20 protein-coding genes are annotated in these 19,384 nt (G+C 29.1%); 14 read left to right on the top strand and 6 right to left on the bottom strand.

Annotated features, from left to right (window positions below; all coding sequences use genetic code 11):
* Positions 1 to 196 (top strand): hypothetical protein (locus tag QZZ11_RS06665; protein WP_292474661.1); only part of this gene is annotated, 196 nt, incomplete at its 5' end.
* A 6-nt stretch (positions 197 to 202) separates the two neighbouring features.
* On the opposite strand, the gene QZZ11_RS06660 is transcribed toward QZZ11_RS06665, so the two are convergent.
* The gene (locus QZZ11_RS06660) at positions 203 to 511 is read right to left on the bottom strand and encodes a DUF2098 family protein (protein WP_292474659.1); all 309 of its coding nucleotides are present in this window, start codon (positions 509 to 511) and stop codon (positions 203 to 205) included.
* A gap of 34 nt (positions 512 to 545) precedes the next feature.
* Positions 546 to 1,163, bottom strand: a complete 618-nt coding sequence (locus QZZ11_RS06655; RefSeq protein WP_292474657.1) for an L-threonylcarbamoyladenylate synthase — start codon at positions 1,161 to 1,163, stop codon at positions 546 to 548.
* Positions 1,164 to 1,227: 64 nt separating this feature from the next.
* Here QZZ11_RS06655 and pgsA point away from each other — a divergent pair, with 64 nt between their 5' ends.
* From pgsA to cca, 9 genes are all read left to right on the top strand, one after another.
* Complete coding sequence (pgsA, locus tag QZZ11_RS06650) at positions 1,228 to 1,806, top strand: archaetidylinositol phosphate synthase (protein WP_292474656.1); 579 nt, start codon at positions 1,228 to 1,230, stop codon at positions 1,804 to 1,806.
* A 58-nt stretch (positions 1,807 to 1,864) separates the two neighbouring features.
* On the top strand, positions 1,865 to 3,112 hold the full coding sequence (locus tag QZZ11_RS06645; protein ID WP_292474654.1) for an NAD(P)/FAD-dependent oxidoreductase: 1,248 nt from the start codon (positions 1,865 to 1,867) through the stop codon (positions 3,110 to 3,112).
* Entirely contained in the window at positions 3,099 to 3,626 is a 528-nt protein-coding gene (locus tag QZZ11_RS06640) for a class I SAM-dependent methyltransferase (RefSeq protein WP_292474652.1), read from the top strand. Before QZZ11_RS06645 ends, QZZ11_RS06640 begins: the two co-directional genes overlap by 14 nt.
* 177 nt (positions 3,627 to 3,803) lie before the next feature.
* Complete coding sequence (locus QZZ11_RS06635; RefSeq protein WP_292474651.1) at positions 3,804 to 4,598, top strand: 2-amino-3,7-dideoxy-D-threo-hept-6-ulosonate synthase; 795 nt, start codon at positions 3,804 to 3,806, stop codon at positions 4,596 to 4,598.
* Positions 4,599 to 4,612: 14 nt separating this feature from the next.
* Positions 4,613 to 5,692, top strand: a complete 1,080-nt coding sequence (locus tag QZZ11_RS06630) for a 3-dehydroquinate synthase II (protein ID WP_292474649.1) — start codon at positions 4,613 to 4,615, stop codon at positions 5,690 to 5,692.
* An 86-nt stretch (positions 5,693 to 5,778) separates the two neighbouring features.
* The gene (gene thpR, locus QZZ11_RS06625; RefSeq protein WP_292474647.1) at positions 5,779 to 6,333 is read left to right on the top strand and encodes an RNA 2',3'-cyclic phosphodiesterase; all 555 of its coding nucleotides are present in this window, start codon (positions 5,779 to 5,781) and stop codon (positions 6,331 to 6,333) included.
* Between the two features lie 10 nt (positions 6,334 to 6,343).
* Complete coding sequence (locus QZZ11_RS06620) at positions 6,344 to 6,898, top strand: UbiX family flavin prenyltransferase (protein WP_292474646.1); 555 nt, start codon at positions 6,344 to 6,346, stop codon at positions 6,896 to 6,898.
* A 49-nt stretch (positions 6,899 to 6,947) separates the two neighbouring features.
* Positions 6,948 to 7,511 carry a precorrin-6Y C5,15-methyltransferase (decarboxylating) subunit CbiT gene (gene cbiT, locus QZZ11_RS06615; protein WP_292474664.1) on the top strand — a complete coding sequence of 188 codons (564 nt, stop codon included), beginning with the start codon at positions 6,948 to 6,950 and terminating at the stop codon, positions 7,509 to 7,511.
* The gene (gene cca / locus QZZ11_RS06610; RefSeq protein WP_365952895.1) at positions 7,505 to 8,929 is read left to right on the top strand and encodes a CCA tRNA nucleotidyltransferase; all 1,425 of its coding nucleotides are present in this window, start codon (positions 7,505 to 7,507) and stop codon (positions 8,927 to 8,929) included. Before cbiT ends, cca begins: the two co-directional genes overlap by 7 nt.
* Positions 8,930 to 8,997: 68 nt before the next feature.
* Here the strand turns inward: cca and QZZ11_RS06605 are convergent, their stop codons facing one another.
* The 3 genes from QZZ11_RS06605 to QZZ11_RS06595 all read right to left on the bottom strand — a co-directional run bounded on the left by QZZ11_RS06605 (position 8,998) and on the right by QZZ11_RS06595 (position 13,408).
* Positions 8,998 to 10,842 carry a cation-translocating P-type ATPase gene (locus QZZ11_RS06605; protein ID WP_292474644.1) on the bottom strand — a complete coding sequence of 615 codons (1,845 nt, stop codon included), beginning with the start codon at positions 10,840 to 10,842 and terminating at the stop codon, positions 8,998 to 9,000.
* Positions 10,843 to 11,088: 246 nt separating this feature from the next.
* Positions 11,089 to 12,060 carry a DNA primase catalytic subunit PriS gene (gene priS, locus QZZ11_RS06600; protein WP_292474642.1) on the bottom strand — a complete coding sequence of 324 codons (972 nt, stop codon included), beginning with the start codon at positions 12,058 to 12,060 and terminating at the stop codon, positions 11,089 to 11,091.
* Entirely contained in the window at positions 12,050 to 13,408 is a 1,359-nt protein-coding gene (locus QZZ11_RS06595) for a DNA primase (RefSeq protein WP_292474641.1), read from the bottom strand. The genes priS and QZZ11_RS06595 overlap by 11 nt, the downstream gene beginning before the upstream one ends.
* Positions 13,409 to 13,608: 200 nt before the next feature.
* On the opposite strand from QZZ11_RS06595, the gene metG reads away from it, so the two are divergent.
* From metG to QZZ11_RS06575, 4 genes are read left to right on the top strand one after another with little or no spacing between them, the layout of a single operon-like run.
* Positions 13,609 to 15,633 (top strand): methionine--tRNA ligase, encoded by a 2,025-nt coding sequence (gene metG, locus QZZ11_RS06590; RefSeq protein WP_292474639.1) that lies wholly within the window; start codon positions 13,609 to 13,611, stop codon positions 15,631 to 15,633.
* Positions 15,630 to 17,240, top strand: a complete 1,611-nt coding sequence (locus QZZ11_RS06585) for a DUF530 domain-containing protein (RefSeq protein ID WP_292474637.1) — start codon at positions 15,630 to 15,632, stop codon at positions 17,238 to 17,240. The genes metG and QZZ11_RS06585 overlap by 4 nt, the downstream gene beginning before the upstream one ends.
* A gap of 14 nt (positions 17,241 to 17,254) precedes the next feature.
* Entirely contained in the window at positions 17,255 to 17,725 is a 471-nt protein-coding gene (locus QZZ11_RS06580) for a helix-turn-helix domain-containing protein (RefSeq protein ID WP_292474635.1), read from the top strand.
* A gap of 16 nt (positions 17,726 to 17,741) precedes the next feature.
* On the top strand, positions 17,742 to 18,695 hold the full coding sequence (locus tag QZZ11_RS06575; protein ID WP_292474634.1) for a glycosyltransferase 4 family protein: 954 nt from the start codon (positions 17,742 to 17,744) through the stop codon (positions 18,693 to 18,695).
* Here the strand turns inward: QZZ11_RS06575 and QZZ11_RS06570 are convergent, their stop codons facing one another.
* Entirely contained in the window at positions 18,696 to 19,166 is a 471-nt protein-coding gene (locus QZZ11_RS06570; RefSeq protein ID WP_292474632.1) for a hypothetical protein, read from the bottom strand.
* Between the last annotated feature and the right edge of the window lie 218 nt (positions 19,167 to 19,384).

Raw genomic sequence — 19,384 nt, 5'->3', positions numbered from 1 at the left:
TTATCATGATTTAATAGATTCTAAAGATAAAATGAACTCCAAATATCAAAGTAAATATAATCAAACATATCATTCTATCGACGTTGAACTATATAAATTAAACAAAAGAATAGAAAATAAAAGCAAGATGGTTAATTACAAATATAATAATAAAAAAGAAAAAGTAGTTAATCAAATTCTTAACCAAATTATGTAGATGGAGTTATCCTCCACCTACTGCATCTGAACTCATTTCAGATGAAACTGTATGTTTTAAATGTTCTTTAATTTCATCAACAGATAATTCTTTATCATCTTTATCATTAGTACTGGTTTTTACGTATTTTTTATCTGTTAATTCTATGTATTTAGTATTATACCATAACTTAGTTAATTCATCAACTGCAATAAGTACCCATGAACCATTTTCATCTGTTTTTATATCTAAAACTTCACCTATAGTTCCAACGCTGCTATAAATAATATATGAACCTACTTCAATTTCATTTCCAATTTTATCTGTTACAGACATAATAAAACTTCCTTAAGTAACATTTTATTAAAAGTTATAAATTAATTTTTAGAATACTGTTTAATACTTTTTCATCATGTATTCCTTTTCGTACAATTACTGGTTTTTTATTTGTTAAATCAATTATTGTAGACGGTTGATTATTTTTAAGTTCCCCCTGATTAATATAAACGGATATATTATTCCCCAATTGTTTCTGAATTTGTAATATATTGGTAGGAGTAGGGCAGTCAGAAATATTGGCACTTGTACTGGTAATTGGGAAATCACATGTTAAATCATAAGAAACTCTGTTATCTGGTATTCTGACACCAACAACAGAAGTATTTGCTGTTAATAGTGGATTAATAATATCCTTTTTTTCTAATAAAAAAGTATATGGTCCCGGTAACGATTTTTCTATTATCTGTTTAATCTCATCATTTAAAAAAACATAATTTTCTAATTGATTAATGTCATGAAAACAAATTGATATTGATTTATCAAATGAACGTTTTTTAGTAGCATATACCTTTTTTATAGAGTTAACATTACGTATATCCGCAGCTATACCATATATGGTATCTGTAGGATAAACTACCAGTTTACCCTCTTTTAGACAATCAACAATTTTTTTAAGATTATCACCATAATTGTAGTTTAATACATTCATTCTATCATTTTTATAAAACATTCAATTATTAATTATATATATTTTAATTTATAAATAAAATAGTATGCTAAATGATAAATTACGACCACAAACAAATAAATTCACCAACTTAATTGGTGAAAAAATAGAGATAGACCCTAATATTGTAACAATAATTGGTTTATTTATTAGTATTTTCTCTGGAGTTTTATATGCATCAGGTAATTTGGCTGCAGGGGCATTATTTATTATTCTAAGTGGTTTTTGTGATATGATTGATGGAGCTATTGCACGTTCACATAATCGTAGAACAAAATTTGGAGGATTTTTAGATTCAACTTGTGATCGTTTTGCAGATGCTGCAATAATTATAGGTATCATTTATAGTGGATTTGTTGACCCAATATTAGGAGCTTTAGCAATTCATTCTTCAATTACCGTAAGTTACGTTCGTTCAAGAGCTGAACAAGAAGGAATAAAATGTTCCGTTGGTATAGCTGAACGAGCTGAAAGATTACTGATTATCACAGTAGGTTCTCTAATTGCGGCCCTTGCTGGTGGTTCACACAACATAATGATTTGTACTATCGGTTTACTAACTGTTTTAAGTTACATCACAGTATTCCAAAGAATACATCATGCTTTAATGAATTTAGATGATTAACCCCCCAAATATTTCTTTACCTGATATTTAACTTTTTTTATTTTTTTAGGATGATAAAATGACTGTTTACAATACAATAATTATAGGTGGAGGGAGTAGTGGACTACTGTCTGCAATTCACCTTGATGATAATAAAAGTATTATGTTAGAAAAAAATGATACTTTAGGAAAAAAAATCCTTATTACTGGTGGCGGACGATGCAACATTACCAATAATAACAGTTTGGAAAATTATGTAAAAAGTTTTTACAACGGAGGAAATTTTTATAGAACTGCCTTTTCATCCTTCTTCAACAAAGATGTTATAAACTTACTTGAAAGTAATGGGTGCAAAACAAAAATTGAAGAAAATGAACGTGTATTTCCAGTAACAGACAAAGCTTCAACAGTACAAAAAACTTTTATAAGAATTCTGGATAAAAGTAACACAAAATATACATTAAATACAAATGTTAATTCTGTTAAAAAAGAAAACGACTTATTTATTGTTGAAACTGATGATTCAAGAATTTTCAAATCAAAATTTTTAATTTTAGCTACGGGTGGAAATATGTATCCAAGAACTGGTTCTACTGGTGATGGATACAAGTTTGCAAAAAACTTTGGTCATAAAATTACCAAACAAATGGCAGGATTAGCACCTCTGAAGATTAGTGAAAAATGGATTAATAAACTTCAAGGAATTGATATTGAAGTAAAATTAGAAGTTAAAGCCAATAAGAAATCAGTTTTAAAAGACAAAGGTTCCATAATTTTCACACACAATGGAATTAGCGGTCCCGTTATATTAAACAATAGTATGGAAATTGAAAAACATTTAAGAAAAAATCAGAATGTTATCATAACCCTTGATTTTTGTGAACAATACTCATACGAGGAACTTGATAGAAAGTTACAGGAAGATTTTTCAAAAAACAGCAACAAAAGTATCAAAACATATTTACATAACTATTTACCAAAACGTATGTCAAATGAATACTTAAATCATTTAAATATCGATCCGACAAAAATACTTAACCAAATTAATAAAAAAGAAAGAAATATAATAAGAGATTCTCTAAAAAGATTAGTATTGACTGTTTCAGAAGTCTTAGAAAAAGAAGCATTTGTTACAAACAGTGGTGTTAAAAGAAAAGAAATAAATCCTGATACTTTTGAATCCAAAATCGTTGAAAATCTTTTTATAGTCGGGGAACTCATAGAAGGTTGTGGAATTAGTGGGGGATATAACTTACAACAAGCATATTCAACAGGTACATTAGCATCAAAAACCATTAGAAAGAGGCTGTTATATGATTCATATTAGTTATGATAGACGAAAATATCAGGAAGACATGATTAACAACATCAGAACATTTGATAATGTCGTTGAAATTGGATGTCACATCGGTACTTCCACAAAGATAATTTCCAGATTAAATCAGGATGGAATTGTTTATGCATTTGACAATAGCCCTGAAAGTATTGAAGCTATGAGTAACTTGGGCATTGAATATGCCAATATTCATTTTTTTAACGCGGACGTTAGAAATGAAGAAATATTATATGATTTTGCTAGAAAATGTGAAAAAATAGATGTGTTATGTGTTGATTTGGGTGGTGGTTATCATCCTGATACCGTTTTTAAAGTTTTCTTCATTTGGTCATCAGTCCTTAAACCTAGAGTAAGTCTTATTAGAAATAGAGGATTAATAGATTTTATTAATTCTTCAACTACAACTGAAAATATTAAATCGGATGAGGGTTTTCTTGATTCATCTGCAAAGAATATTGTTCCAAAGGATTTAAAAGAATTAAAAATGTGGTCTAAAAAATTGTAACTGTCCCTTTTTTATATTAAAAGATGAGATATGTAAAAAAATGATATATAATTTTAAAAAATGGGAAATTATTTTCAAATAGACTTAATCTAATAAAAAAAAATGTTTAAAGAAAGAAAAATATAGATAATACATAATCCATGAAATATTTATCTCATAAAATTAGAATGTGATACAATGATAGGAAAAAGAATTAGAATAGAAAGAATTATAAACCGTAAAACAGGCAAATGTGTAATTGCTCCAATGGACCATGGAATATCCGGAGGACCAATTCCAGGATTAATTAATATGACCGAAACCATTGATTCCGTAGCAAGTGGTGGAGCAAATGCAGTATTAATGCATAAAGGTATGGTAAAAAACGGACACCGTGGATACGGTAAAGACATCGGATTGATTTTACATTTATCTGCAAGTACTGACTTAAGCGTAGACCCGTACCATAAAGTACAAGTTACAAGTGTAGAAAAAGCATTACAGTTAGGTGCAGATGCTGTCAGTGTACACATCAACATCGGTTCAGAAAAAGAACCTGAAATGTTAAAAAGTACCGGTAGAATTGCTGAAGAATGTGACAAATGGGGAATGCCTTTATTAGCTATGATGTATCCTAGAGGACCAAAAATCGAAAATGAACATGACCCAGAAGTAGTTAAATTAGCTGCTAGAGTAGGAGCCGAGTTAGGTGCAGATATTGTAAAAACCAACTATACTGGAGATCCTGACACTTTTAAAGAAGTTGTTGATGGTTGTCCTGTTCCTGTAATAATTGCTGGTGGACCTAAAGTGGAAACAGATAAACAATTATTAGAAATGGTAAATGATGCCATAGAAGTTGGTGGTGCCGGAATAGCTATAGGTAGAAATGTTTTCCAAGCAAAAGATCCTACCAAAATGACAAGAGCATTAGTTGAGATTGTTCATAATAGAATGAGTCCTGATGAAGCATTAGAAATTATAAACGAATAAGGAAGTTAATTGATATGAAATTTGCATGGGTTAGACCAACAGGTACATGGAATGATCGTAAAGATGCCATAGTCAGTGCTTTAGAATCTGGAATAGAATATATAATGGATTTAGACAATTCTGAAAGCATTAAAGAATTAGGTAATGTAAAAATAGTGTCAGATAAAACAGATTCTGACATATTATTATTAGGAACTGATGAAAAAGTATCTTTAGAAGACGTTAAACAAGCTCAAGAAAGTGGTAAAGAAGTTGCAGTTTATATCGAAATTAACAATAAAGAAGATGAGTTATTAGTTTCTAAATTAGGAACTGTTGCTGATTATGTAATATTAAAAGGTAAAAATTGGAAAGTTATTCCATTAGAAAATATTATAGCAAGTCTTCAGGAACGTACTTCTAAAATTATGGTGGATGTTCCTAATTATGAAGAAGCAAAATTAGCTTTAGAAACTATGGAACATGGATCAGACGGTGTTTTATTATCTTCAAACGATGGAAATGAAATTAGAAGACTAGGAAGTTTAATTGAAAAAACTTCAAAAGAAATCTATGAACTCAAAGAAGCCACAGTTACAAAAGTTGAAAGTGTAGGTTTAGGTGACAGAGTCTGTGTAGATACTTGCTCCATAATGGAAGTGGGAGAAGGAATGTTAATTGGATCCTTCGCATCAGGGTTATTCATGGTCCACAGTGAATCATTAGAAAGTGAATACGTTGCATCCCGTCCATTTAGAGTAAATGCTGGAGCAGTCCACGCTTATGTTATGACTCCCGGAAACAAAACAAGATACCTTTCAGAACTTGAAGCAGGGGATGAAGTAATTACAATAAACACCAAAGGTGAAGCTAAAACAGCAATCATCGGACGATCAAAAATAGAAAGAAGACCATTAATGATGATTGAAGCAGAAAATAATGGTCAAAAAATTAAAACTTTAGTTCAGAATGCTGAAACTATTAGATTAGTTTCTGAAAAAGGTGAACCTATCTCAGTATCAGATATTAAAGTTGGAGATAAAGTATTAGCTTACTTTACTGATGGTGCAAGACATTTTGGAATGGCCATTGAAGAACAGATTATTGAAAAATAATTTTTTAGTTAACTACCAATAATTTTTTTAAATATTGATAATTTTTATCAATACCCTTTTTTTATTAAATATGATGAGGATTTCTTATGCGAACTTTTTTAGCTGTTGAAATTGAACCTTATATTAAAAATAAAATAGAAGAATCACAAGAAATTATAGCAGATAGTGAATCTTCAAATATTAAATTTGTTGAAGTTGAAAATATTCATCTGACCCTTAAATTCTTTGGTGAAATAGACGAGGATAAATTAGAACAGATAACTGATATCATCAACAAAACCCTTAAAAATTATAAAGAATATACTATAAAAGTAGTAAATATAGGTGCTTTTCCAAATATATATAATCCAAGAGTAATTTGGACAGGAATAAAGGATAAAAACAATACTACAATCAAATTAATTGAAGATTTAGATAAAAAATTCAATAAGATTGGATTTAAAAAGGAAAAAAATTATGTACCCCACATTACTATTGGAAGGGTAAAAAATATTTCAGACAAAGAAAAACTAAGTCAAACTTTGAAAAACCTTAAGAAAAAGTATCACGGAAAAATGGAAGTTAAAAAGATTTATATCAAATCCAGTACATTAACTCCTTCCGGACCTATATATCAAAATATAAAAGAATTCGATTTATGAGGAAAAAAATATGAGAGTTGTTGTGGGAATAAGTGGTGCGAGTGGAGCAATATTAGGAATAAGATTACTGGAAGAATTACAGAAAAATGATGTTGAAACACATTTAATTATTTCTTCCATAGCCAAGGATATCATAGAATATGAAACTGATTATTCCGTACAGGATGTAGAAAACATAGCTTCATATGTTCATGATGAAAATGATTTAAATGCCATAGTGAATAGCGGATCATTTAAATTTGATGCTTCAGTTATTATCCCATGCAGTATGAAAACATTGTCTGCAATAACTAATGGATATGGTGATAATGTTATTTCAAGAGTTGGTGATGTAACACTAAAAGAAAGAAGACAGTTAATAATTGTTCCAAGAGAAACACCGTTAAGAACCGTTCATCTGGAAAACATGACCCAATTAAGTGGAGAAGGTGCTATAATTTTACCAGCAATGCCTGGATTTTACCACAAACCTCAAACATTAGACGATCAAATTAATTTTATTGTCGGAAAAATATTAGACATAATGGATATTGATAATAACTTATTTACTAAATGGAAACAATAATAATAATTATCAGTTAAAAAAAATTGGAGACTTTAAAATGTATTTCGACATAACACCAGATGACGAGTTTATTAAAACAGAAAAAGTACCAGGACCAACAAAAGAAGAAATTAGGGCATTAGTAATCAGTAAAACAAGTTTAACTGATGAAGATGTTGTTATAGATGTTGGCTGTGGAACAGGTGGATTAACTTTAGAGTTTGCAAAAAGAGCACGCAAAGTATATAGTATTGATATGAACCCCGAAGCTATTCAAACAACACGCTGCAACTTAGAAAAATTTGGATTACAAAACAAAGTGGAACTAATAGAAAATGAGGCACTTGCCGCATTAGATGAAATAGAAGACTTCACAAAACTTATGATTGGGGGCAGTAACGGAAATATTGAGAATATTATTGAAACCGGTTACCTCAAACTTCCGGTAGGTGGAAAAATAATTATTACTTCCATAGTTTTAGAAACAGCAACTGATGCAGTACGTATGCTTAAAGATTTAGGAGCTGAACCTGAAGTTGTTTCATTAAATGTATCCCGTGGAACAATACTCGATCGTGGAGTAATGATGAAAGCACTAAATCCTATAACTATTGTTAGTGCTAAAAAATTATAATATTTTTTATCCTCCCCTCCTTTTTAAGCTATTTTTGTTCAGGTGATATTATTTATAAAGAAATATTAAAAGAAATTGAACCTTCTGCTGAAGAAAGACAAAAGGTTATAGAATTCTCCAACAAGTTAATGGAAATAATAAAAAACTACGCAAACAAGAAAAATGTTGAAATCAACTGTAGACTTGTAGGTTCAATGGCAAAAAAAACTTCATTAATGGATAAAGCAGACATAGACATTTTTATAACATTCCCCCTATCATATTCTGAAGAGGAATTAAAAGAATATGGTCTTGAATTTGGACAGTATTGTATTGAACAAGTAAATGGTAAACAAGAAATAAGATATGCTTCTCATCCATACGTAACAGGAATTATAGATGATTTTGAAGTTGATTTCGTTCCTTGTTATAACATCAAAGATGCTAGTGAATTAAAATCTGCGGTAGATAGAACAATTCTCCATACAGACTATGTTCAGGGACATTTAACAGATGAAGAAGCCAATCAGGTACTGTTATTAAAAAAATTTATGACTTCCGTAAATACATATGGTGCAAATGCCAAAGTTAACGGTTTTTCAGGGTATTTGTGTGAATTATTAATCTTAAAATACCATAACTTTGAAGAGGTTATACAAACTGCTGCAAATAAATGGCAAAATAGGTATAAAATAGATTTAGAAAATTATGGTACCAGCAATAATTATAAAGACCCGCTTATAGTCATTGATCCTGTTGACAAAAATAGAAACGTGGCAGCTGCATTAAGTATGCAGAAATATTCCGAATTCATAGTAGCCTGTCGGAACTTTTTAAAAAATCCTACGAAAGAGTACTTTAAAGATAGGATAATTAATACAGATGAAAAAGAATTACTTGATGAATTTGAAAAAAGAGGAACTAAATGTTATGTTTTATCATTTAACGTTCCAGAATTACCTGATGATGTAATTTATCCACAAATTACAAAAACAATGAATTCATTCATAAATGTATCCGAAATGTATGATTTTAATATCATTGAGAGTAATTATTTCATCGATTCAAACAATATAGCCAATATAATTTTAGAATATACTGTAGATAAATTATCCAATGTAAAAATTCATCAAGGCCCATTAGTTAAATATAATGAAAATGGATTTAATTTCAAAGAAAAATATCCTCAAGCTTATATAAAAAATAACAAATGGATTGCCGTTTCTGAAAGGAAATACAAAACAGTTCAAGAAATGGTTGAAAACATTGTAAAAAAAGAAAATAGAAGCATATTAAAATTAGGAAAAAATATTAAAGATGAAATTTCTCAAAATTATAAATTTGAGTCCATAGAAAAAATAATTAAAAAAGAGGATAATGAATATTTAGATAATATTTTCATGCATATTCATCCAGATTATAAACTTAAACGAGATTAATAGTAAAATCAATAAGTATGATGTAAAAGAGATTAAATCAATGAAAAAAGGAAGGGATTAAGAGGGAATTAATGAAAATTAAACTCGTTGATTTTAAATCTTTGTTTGAACAATAGTGCAGCCAATATGATTACAAATACGGATCCAATATTATGAACCAATGCCCCCGTAATCGGAGTTAAAATTCCAATAAAACCCAATATCATTGCAATTGTATTTAAGACTAATGAAAAGATTATTCCAAATTTTATTGTGTAATACGTTCTTTTAGACATTTTCATTAGGTAAGGTACAAACCTTATATCATCATTGATAAATACCAAATCTGCAGAATCTATTGTAATGTCACTGCCAATGTTACCCATTGCTACTCCAACATTTGCTCTTTTTAATGCTGATGCATCATTTATTCCATCACCAACCATCATAACTTTTTTTAACTTTTTTCTTAAATTATCAACAAATTCCAATTTGTCCTCAGGTAGACAGTTTGAATGTATATCATCTATATTTACCTGTTTTCCTATATCCCTTGCAACAGTATCATTATCTCCTGTTAAAAGAGTTACTTCGTATTTTTCTGATCTAAGTATATTTATTACATTCCCAATACCCTCTTTAGGTGTATCCTTTATTGAAAAACTTCCTAAAAAATCATTATTATAATATGAGTAAATTACTGTTGTTTCTTCAGTTTTGAATAGATTTTCCGGAATTTTTATATTATATTTTGTAAATAATTTCTCATTTCCCACAAGACATTCCTTATCATTTATAATACAATAAATTCCCATTCCTAATTCTACTTCGAATTCTTTAACTTCATAAAGTTCATCACTATCATAATAATCCAAAATTGCTTGAGATAATGGATGATTATAATTATTTTCTGCTGAAGCAGTAATTTTAAGAAGTTCCCGTTCATCTGTCATATTATATGCCTGAATGTTTACTACTTTGGGAATTCCTGTTGTAATTGTTCCTGTTTTATCGAAGAGAATATTATCCATTTTATATAATGATTCCAATATTGCTGAATTTTTAACTAAAATTCCATGTTTTGACAAGTTTCCTATTGCAGCTATTATTGCTGTAGGAGTTGCTAAGACCAATGCACATGGACAAAATACCACCAACACCGTTACTGCATTTGTAATGTTATTCGTAACAAAATATGCATAAATTGCCATGAATAATGAAATTACAACAACCCAATTGGCTATTTCATCTGCTTGTCTTACTATTGGAGTATCGTCCCCGTTTACATTCTCTATTAAGGATATTATTTTTTGTAATGAATTTGATTCATAATCTTCTGTAACTTCAACAATTATTTGTCCGAAATTATTTATTGTTCCAGCATATATCTCATCGCCAATTGTTTTTTCAACAGGCAATGATTCACCAGTTATAAGTGATTGATTTACCGTTGTGCTACCTTTGATTATTCTACCATCAGCAGGTATGCTTTCTCCGGGATTTATTTTGAGCAAATCCCCTTTTTTAACAATTATTGCTTCCACCATATTTTCTACATTATCTTTAATTAATCTAGCTTTTGATGGTTGCAAATCCATTAGTTTTTCAATTCGGGATTGTGTTGTAGATACTGTGATTTTTTCTAATAATCCTCCAAATTCCATTATAACAGCAATTTCTGCTGCCGCAAATATTTGACCTATATATACCGAGGCAATTATTGCTATTGATACAAGTACATCCGCTTTAATATCATGTTCTTTAATTAAACCTATTATAGAACCATAAATTATAGGTATTCCACATAGAATTAATGCAATATACGTTAAATCAATACCAAGGACATTAACATTGAAATGACTTAGTATTACACATATTGCGGATATTAAAATTATAATTACATCTTTTTTAAATTCATATAATCTTTTTTTCATCTTTATCCACCTCTTTGAACATAATACGTTAGTTTTGATTAAACGTTAAATACATATACTTATACCCCTATGGGTATAACCCATTATAATTCTTTTTATATATATACTTTACTTAACCAGAATCATAAAATCAAAAAAAAAATATTGAAAAAATAACATAATAAAAAGAGAAAAAAAGCTTCAAAGAAACTATTTTAAATAGAATAAATAAAGAGAATGTAATGTTACTATCAAACATTCCCCATACTATTTCCTTTCAAAAACAAAATTAGGAACAGCATCATCAAACGGATCAAACGTTTCAATATTCTTTATTAAAGTTGATTTCATACTGACTTTAGAATGTAAAGTAGAAGGTAATCTGAGAATACGTTTTAAATCTATGGATACTTTTGTATCAGTAATATTCATATTTATTCTACTAACAGCAGCCATTACTTTTTCAAATCGTCTTGGACCAACATCCGCTCTAAATGCTCCCCATAAATCATCCTTTAAAACATCACGATGTTTAATTACATCATTTAATAATTTTTTATTCACATTATCTAATTTTGAATCTTTTGTTAAATGAAGAATCGTATATTTAGACCATTTAGTGAAGTTCTTTGAATATCCAAAAGGAATGATAAAGTGCTGTAGATTTGTAAAACCTAATGAATTGGTTAAATCTGGCTGTTTTGCTCCTATAACATACTGAACTATCTGTCCTCTTAATTCACTAGATGCCTCCATAACATTGTCATCAATTACTCTTACGTGATAACCTCTTCCAGAATAAACCATGTTAATATTTTTTAAACCCATTTCTCCTTTTAATACATCCCTAATCATTAAAACAATTTCTTTTGCCTGATTTAAACATATGTCACATACTTCCCCTTCTTTACAGTCACAAGTTCTAATAGGAATATCCTTAGCATCAACATCAAAAACCAATTCCGACTTCTGCCAACCTTTTCGCTGCTTTGGATTGTCATAATATGCTACCGAACAATATGATGCAAAAGGTTGTTTCGCCTTAATAAAGCGTTTTAATCTAAGAGCATCCTGAAATGTTTTATACCTATCATTTGGTCCTTGACCAAAATGATCAAACCCAAATTCTCTGCTTGTCAATGAATCCATGACAAAATCAGGTACATCCTTAACATCCCATTCTTCCCTATAAAATATTTTTCTTTCATAGTTTGATGCAGGTTTTAACTCAATCTCCATTTTCTTCCACCTGCCTATTTTCATTATCCTTCTTCATTAACCTTCTTTTACGATTATAAAATGTTAACGGATTTCCTATCTTTTTACAGTCAATACTTGGCGTACATAAATGTGGCATGTGTAACTTAATTTTTTCACAACTCATCGGAGTATACCAGTGAGTTTCACCTTCATTATCTAATTTTAATTCAGAATGCAGTCCAAATCCCAATTTAGAATTTATGTTTATTTTTTCTTGTGGCTGGTCCTTAAATAAAGGGGGACTACATGATTCTGCGGCATCATATATCATAGGAATTATTTCATTTAATGTTATATCCAGTGAGGGATCCACATCAGAAATTTTAATATTTTGTTCTTGTCTTGAGAATATTCCCGGACATAATCTTGAATACGATACAAATGGTGTTAAAAACAATACAATCGCATCATTCCTTCCACCACTTTTAATTCCATCCATACACTTTCTTACACAAGGAGGGAATGCTTCCAGTTCATAATTAATTGGTTTGTCATCAATATAATTAGAACTTCCTGCAACACCATATTTTAGACTTTGAGCTTTTTGTTGTGCTTCTTTTATATCATCAGCTAAATCCAACAAAATTTGATTCGGTTCAACCATCCTTTTTGACATTTCATATACCGTTTCTATGTACTGTTTAGTATATAACCTAATCAAACCAAGCAGTAATTTAGATTTAATTCTTACCCCTGCGGTAACTTCATACATAGTTCTTGGATCTCTATTATGAATCAAATCTCCATATTCAGCAATAAAATCTTCATATTCAAGAACTAATCTACCATTTGATAATAATAATTCATTAATATCCAGTTTACCTAAATCCAGAACTTCTTTTAAATCAGTCCAATAAATGTTATTAGTATCAATTAATTGATTAAGAGCTTTTCTTAAAAAACTTGATTGAAAATCATTTGGTTCAGCTTTAAGAATTTCCAAACGTTGTGAAATTATCTCTTCTTCACAATCTAGAACCATCTTAGCTTCATGACTATCAGGCCCAAATTTTATTGCAACCGCCTGACACAATAAATAAAAGGACACTACATCATATTCATATATTTCAGGATTAAATAAATACTCGTACTTTTTTTCTTGAGTTTCTGAAGTTTTTCTAAATAAAAACCATTCAAAACGGGCAAGAGCCAAACCTTTTAATGTTTCCGGCAATGTATGAGGATCATTTAAATTTTGACCACGAGTATGATTAACTATAACCATTAAAGAATCATTTCTTTTGTCTAAAGTATCCACTTGACCTAATCTACTGACAATTTCTTTAGCATCATTACTAAATGGATTTATATATGGTGTTTTTATCATGATATTATAATATCTATATTAACACTCCTAATATATTTTAAAGAGAAGAAATTTTTCCCCCAATAACAACCATACCAATTTTTTTAGAAAATATAGCAAACTAAATAAATCATACAAAATAAATATTATTATATCTTAATTTTACAATTTAATTAATTATAAAAATTATTTAATTATTAATAAAGGGAGAATTAAAAAAGATGAGTAAGTTATTTATATCATGTGCATTACCTTATGCAAATGGTCCTTGTCACTTAGGACATCTTCGTTCCACATATATCCCTGCAGATATTTATGCAAGATATAATCGTATGAATGGAGTAGATACTGTGATGGTTTGTGCAACAGATGAGCATGGAACACCTATTGCAGTTAGAGCAGAACAGGAAAATATTAGTCCTAAAGATATTACAGACAAATACCATGAATTAATAGGTAACGATTTAAAATCCTGTAATATTTCATTAGACAGTTTTAGAAGAACAACTGATAAAATCCATTATGAAATGGCACAGGAATTCTTTAAAGAATTATATGAAAAAGGATACATTTACGAAAAAACCATAGATCAACTCTATTGTGATACTTGTCAACGTAGCTTACCTGACAGATATGTTGAAGGAACATGCCCTCATTGTGAAAGTGAAGGAGCAAGAGGAGACCAGTGTGAAGTTTGTGGTCGTCACTTAGATCCAACAGAACTAGTTGAACCTCATTGTTTAATCTGTGATGGAACCCCCCATGTTCAACAATCCGAACAATATTACTTCAAATTACATGAATTCGAAGAACCATTAAAAAAATGGATTAATGAAAATGATAAACTTCCAAAAAATGTAAAAAACTTTGCAAAAGAATGGGTAAATGAAGGTCTTAAAGATTGGATTATGACCCGTGATATGAATTGGGGTATCCCAGTACCTCTTGAAGATTCTGAAGGTAAAGTTTTATATGTATGGGCAGAAGCGTTTATTGGATATCAATCCTCAGCCAATACTTGGGCAACTGAACATGGCCTTGATTGGAAAAGCTATTGGGATGATAAAACTGTACACTTTATTGGTAAAGACATTATTTACCACCACACCATTTTCTGGCCAAGCATGTTAATGGGAAGAGATATTAAATTACCGTATTCCGTAATTGGTGGGGGATATCTTTCTTTAGAAGGACGTAAAATGTCCACCAGTAAAGGATGGGTGATATGGGTTAAAGATTTCCTAGACAAATTTGACAGCGATCTTTTAAGATACTACATGGTAATTAATGCACCATTAAACAAAGACACTGATTTTTCATGGGATGATTTCCAAAGAAGAATCAACAATGAATTGACAGATAACTTAGGAAACTATATTCACAGAACGTTTACGTTTACACATAAATTCTTTGACGGAAAAATTCCGGAACCTGGAGAATACAACGAAGAAGACAAAGAATTTGAAAGAAAGATTAAGGAATTACCAGACAAAGTTGCAGAATGTATAGAAAATTTCGAATTCAGAGATGGTTTACAAGAAATCATGAACCTAACCAAAAGTGCTAACAAATATTTTGACGTTAAAAAACCATGGAAAGCTGTTAAAGAAGATGAAGCCAGTGCAAGAACATGTTTATATTTATCAAACCAATTAGTTCATGCGTTATCCATTATTTTAACACCATACTTACCTGAAGCAACACAAAAAATCCGTGAAGTTATAGGTATGCCAACAGAAGTTGTAGATGGTTTTACAAACTTTGAGGATAGAATTCCTAATGTAAACTGGAAAGAAGCTAAAGAGTTTTTAGAAGCAGGACATGAAATTAAAAAGGCCAAACCATTATTTAAGAAAATTGAAGATAAAATAATTGAAGAAGAAAAAGAAAAATTATATGCATTAGATGAAACAGAAGAAGAGGATGAAAACATGAGTGATTTAATAAGTATTGATGAATTTGCTAAAGTAGACCTAGTTGTTGGACAAATTAAAGAAGCGGAAAAAATTGAAGGTTCTAAAAAATTACTAAGAGTACAAGTGGATATTGGTGATGAAATTAGACAAGTAGTTGCAGGTATTGCTGAAAAATATGAACCTGAAGACTTAATTGACAGAAAAGTTATTGTAGTTGCAAACTTACAACCAGCAAAATTATTTGGTGTTGAATCAAATGGTATGCTCTTAGCAACAGATAGTATTGAACTTTTAACAACAGAAGGAAATGTTGGTGAACATATAAAATGAGCGAAACCTTAGTGACACAAAGTGAGAAGTATCTTAAAAAGATTCAAAGTAAACCTATCCTAGCTGAAAGTATTGAAGATTTTGATAGTTTTATAGAAATTTTTATATATTTAAAAAAGAATTTGGAAACTCTTCAAAATCTCAGAAATAAAATGGAAATAAGAGGTTTTACTTCTCCTTATAGTGCTTTAAAAAGATTTGGAAAAGGGGGAGGGAATAATTCAACTGAAATTATTCCAGATGATGTGCATGATCAATCCAGACATGCACAATATTTCCGTATTAAGGCATCTAATAAGAAAAATATCTTAGATCAAGTCAAATCTGCTATTGCTTCACATAAAATAGCAATAGGTCACTTAGAGGAATATGCTACAATTACTTGTAAAAAATGTAAACAAAAATATAAAAAGAACAATATTGAACAAATATTACAATTTAACGATGAATTTGAAGTTGAAGACGTTACATGTGAATGTGGTTCAACAGATTTCGATATTCAATCCAATAATAGTGGAATTTGTAGATTAGAATTAATTAAATATTTACCATTAGGTGGGGAATATTTACTTAAACGTTCACAACTTACCAAATATAGTGTTGAAGCTTATAGATCCATTATTAAAGTAATGAAACAAGAAAAAAGAGGTTTAGTAAAGAGTGTAACTGTTATTGCTAAAGTAAAAGATGAAAAAACTGGAAAATGGGTTAGTAAAAAAGCAAACATTGACTATGCTGATGAATCAAACTATGAACTAGAATTACGTAAAAGATATGGTTCAAATGTAAGAATTGAATTGCTCCAGTTTAATCATAAAAAACCATCACTTATCAATGACAAATATGTTCAAAATGCTTTGGCTATAGCATACTTACAATACTCTGAAAATATAATTAATCAGAATATTGATGAAATTATACCATTACACATTAAAAATCTTGAAAAAATTAATTTATATAAAAAATTGGTAGAAGAAGCCAGAAATGATGCTAGTAAATTGGCAAGAGAAGCAGAAGAACGTTTAGAACTTGAAGAAGAATTAAAATATATTAAACTTAAAAAAAATAATTTGATGAATAAAGATAGAATTTTAGATCGGGAACTTAGGGAAGATATTGAAAAGAAAGTTGAAATAAAAAAACATTTTTACATGGAAACTCCTAAGACTTTACTTTTATGGGACATATTTAAATATTATTTAACAACCACCGAAAGTAGAAGAAACAACTATTCTGGACCATTCCCCAATCTCAGACCAACCTTAGATTCTAATCAGATAAAAGTTTTTGAATATATTTTTCCTAAAGACGTTGTGAATCTGCTAATAGATTACGAGGAAAACATAGCCTCTCTAAATAATATGAAAGAAACTATCCATTATAAATCAGAATTAGAAACAAAAATTAAGAATTTACATTTGAAACCTAATCAAGAAGCAATAGGTGCAGTAGCTTTACATAACAAATGTGACATTTCATTAAATAAGGCAGCAGATTTATTACATGTTTCACATGAAGAAGCTACAAAAGAAAAGAATAACCTTAAAAAAATTGAAAAACCAACAACTAAAAAGGCAAAAAAATTCTTAGAACTGATAAATAAATAATGAGAGATGTTTATATGAGTTCAAAAGTACATGTAAATAAACCATTATCATCAAAATTAATTATTGAAATTTTAGATGAAAACCCAGATCTGGAAGAAATAAATTGTCCTTTAAGTTTATATGAAAGAACTTCTGAAGTATATCTCGATGCTTTAGGTGAACTTGGTATTACAATAAATATTATTGAAAGCAGAGGTCGTCCTAAAAAATATGATGATGATTTAAAAGACACTATCAATGAAATGATTAGTTCAGGATTATCTGTTAAAACTATCGCTTCTAGATTAAATATTGATACAAAAACTGTGTATTATCTTAAAAAAGATAAATTAAAACAAGGTCCTAAATCAAAATATTCTGATAAAACAAAAAAAGAAATAATTAGATTAAAAGATGAAGGAATACCTGTTACGAAAATTTCTGAAAGATTAAAAATTCCTATTAGAACAATTTATTATATTCTTAAAAAAAATAGAGAAAATTAAGATTGGGTGTATTTAAATGAATTCAACAGAATTATTACTTATTTCAGGATTTTGTGGACTTATATCTTTCTTAATTACGTTTTTTTGTATGCCAACTTTGATTAAAAGGTTGAAAAAAGCTGAAATTGTAGGTAAAGATATTCATAAATTAACAAAACCTGAAGTTGCAGAAATGGGTGGTATTGGCATATTACTTGGTTTTGCTATTTCAATTATGGTAGGAGTATATCTATGTCCACAATGGCAATCCCAACTGACTATTACTTTGATAGTTATTTTACTAACCGGAATTATTGGAATGGTTGATGATCTGATAATGTTATCATCTAAGGAAAAGTTGATACTGTTATGGATAGCCGGTCTTCCGATTATGTGGGTAACTCCACCAAATGTAGGAATTATATATATGCTACTTATTCCAGTAGCCGTTTCAATTGCTGCTAATCTAACCAATATGTTGGCAGGATTAAATGGTATTGAAACAGGGTTAGGAATCATTGCATTAACTTCATTAACATTATCCTGTATTATAATGAACAAATATGATGTTGCTATTATATCATTTTCAATGCTTGGAGCTTTAATTGCATTTTTATTTTATAACAAATATCCTGCAAATGTATTTCCTGGAGACGTTGGTACATTAATCATAGGAGCTTGTATTGCAATTATAGCATTTATAGGTAGGGTAAAAATTATAGCTTTCATTGTTTTACTACCTAACATAATTGATGGAATTTTAAAATTCCATAGTGCAGGAGTAATGGAACGTCAAAACTTCAAGCCTACTGAAGTAAACGAAGAAGGACAACTTGTCGTACCGGCAACCGGTTTTAATTCATTGATAAGATCTATTCTTAAAAAACCTATGAAAGAAAAACAAGTTGTTTATATTATCTGGGGAATTGGATTAATATTTGGATTATTAGGGATTCTAGTAGCTTATTTTGCTAGAGGAAATATAATCTAATTATATCCATTTTACTTTTTTTGTTTCAATTTTGTAATTGTTTGTTTGACAATTTTCATAATACAAATCACTGTTTTTTTGATTAAAAGTTTCAGATATTGTTTTTCTGATATAATAATTTACTCTAGATCCTACTATTTCTTTTTGATTATTCGTTAAATAATTATCTGAGTGAAGAAATACCTGCAGAATTATACTTCTATTATTATTCATCATACTTATGTTTATAACACTTATTTCTGTTGGATATAATAATTTAGGATAATTTAACATATAATTATTAAATGTATCATTATAATACATTGCATATGCATTTTTATCAATACCTATTTGTGCTCCTATCTGTGCAGATTCCAGAATAGTATTTTTTTCTGATTCTTCAATTAATATTTGACTCATCGTAATTAAAATTACAATTATTATCCCTATCACTAAAATATATTCTGCTACAATTTGTCCTTTATTATTCATAATATTTCGTTCTGATATTTACATAAATTAAATAGATAATTAAGTATCTTGAATGATTTCTATTGAATTATTAATATTTACAAATTCATATACATATCCTGGTTTTAAAACATATTTTTTAGATTTTAATATATGTTTAGAAAATAATTGAGAATACGTAATTTGATAATGTGAATTTATAAAAACTCCCGAATCATTGATTTGAAGAACATATGTTT

The sequence above is a fragment of the Methanosphaera sp. genome (assembly GCF_016282985.1).
Lineage (GTDB): Archaea > Methanobacteriota > Methanobacteria > Methanobacteriales > Methanobacteriaceae > Methanosphaera.
This window is presented reverse-complemented; position numbering and strand designations above follow the sequence as displayed.

What these genes read in the sequence shown, in the direction of transcription:
- priS (WP_292474642.1), bottom strand. Translation starts at nt 12,060, where the DNA reads ATGGAGATTGAGTTAAAACCTGCATCAAACTATGAAAGAAAAATATTT.
- QZZ11_RS06580 (WP_292474635.1), top strand. Translation starts at nt 17,255, where the DNA reads ATGAGTTCAAAAGTACATGTAAATAAACCATTATCATCAAAATTAATT.
- QZZ11_RS06605 (WP_292474644.1), bottom strand. Translation starts at nt 10,842, where the DNA reads ATGAAAAAAAGATTATATGAATTTAAAAAAGATGTAATTATAATTTTA.
- QZZ11_RS06660 (WP_292474659.1), bottom strand. Translation starts at nt 511, where the DNA reads ATGTCTGTAACAGATAAAATTGGAAATGAAATTGAAGTAGGTTCATAT.
- QZZ11_RS06655 (WP_292474657.1), bottom strand. Translation starts at nt 1,163, where the DNA reads ATGAATGTATTAAACTACAATTATGGTGATAATCTTAAAAAAATTGTT.
- QZZ11_RS06595 (WP_292474641.1), bottom strand. Translation starts at nt 13,408, where the DNA reads ATGATAAAAACACCATATATAAATCCATTTAGTAATGATGCTAAAGAA.
- metG (WP_292474639.1), top strand. Translation starts at nt 13,609, where the DNA reads ATGAGTAAGTTATTTATATCATGTGCATTACCTTATGCAAATGGTCCT.
- QZZ11_RS06570 (WP_292474632.1), bottom strand. Translation starts at nt 19,166, where the DNA reads ATGAATAATAAAGGACAAATTGTAGCAGAATATATTTTAGTGATAGGG.
- QZZ11_RS06640 (WP_292474652.1), top strand. Translation starts at nt 3,099, where the DNA reads ATGATTCATATTAGTTATGATAGACGAAAATATCAGGAAGACATGATT.
- QZZ11_RS06630 (WP_292474649.1), top strand. Translation starts at nt 4,613, where the DNA reads ATGAAATTTGCATGGGTTAGACCAACAGGTACATGGAATGATCGTAAA.
- QZZ11_RS06620 (WP_292474646.1), top strand. Translation starts at nt 6,344, where the DNA reads ATGAGAGTTGTTGTGGGAATAAGTGGTGCGAGTGGAGCAATATTAGGA.
- thpR (WP_292474647.1), top strand. Translation starts at nt 5,779, where the DNA reads ATGCGAACTTTTTTAGCTGTTGAAATTGAACCTTATATTAAAAATAAA.
- QZZ11_RS06575 (WP_292474634.1), top strand. Translation starts at nt 17,742, where the DNA reads ATGAATTCAACAGAATTATTACTTATTTCAGGATTTTGTGGACTTATA.
- QZZ11_RS06645 (WP_292474654.1), top strand. Translation starts at nt 1,865, where the DNA reads ATGACTGTTTACAATACAATAATTATAGGTGGAGGGAGTAGTGGACTA.
- pgsA (WP_292474656.1), top strand. Translation starts at nt 1,228, where the DNA reads ATGCTAAATGATAAATTACGACCACAAACAAATAAATTCACCAACTTA.
- QZZ11_RS06635 (WP_292474651.1), top strand. Translation starts at nt 3,804, where the DNA reads ATGATAGGAAAAAGAATTAGAATAGAAAGAATTATAAACCGTAAAACA.
- QZZ11_RS06585 (WP_292474637.1), top strand. Translation starts at nt 15,630, where the DNA reads ATGAGCGAAACCTTAGTGACACAAAGTGAGAAGTATCTTAAAAAGATT.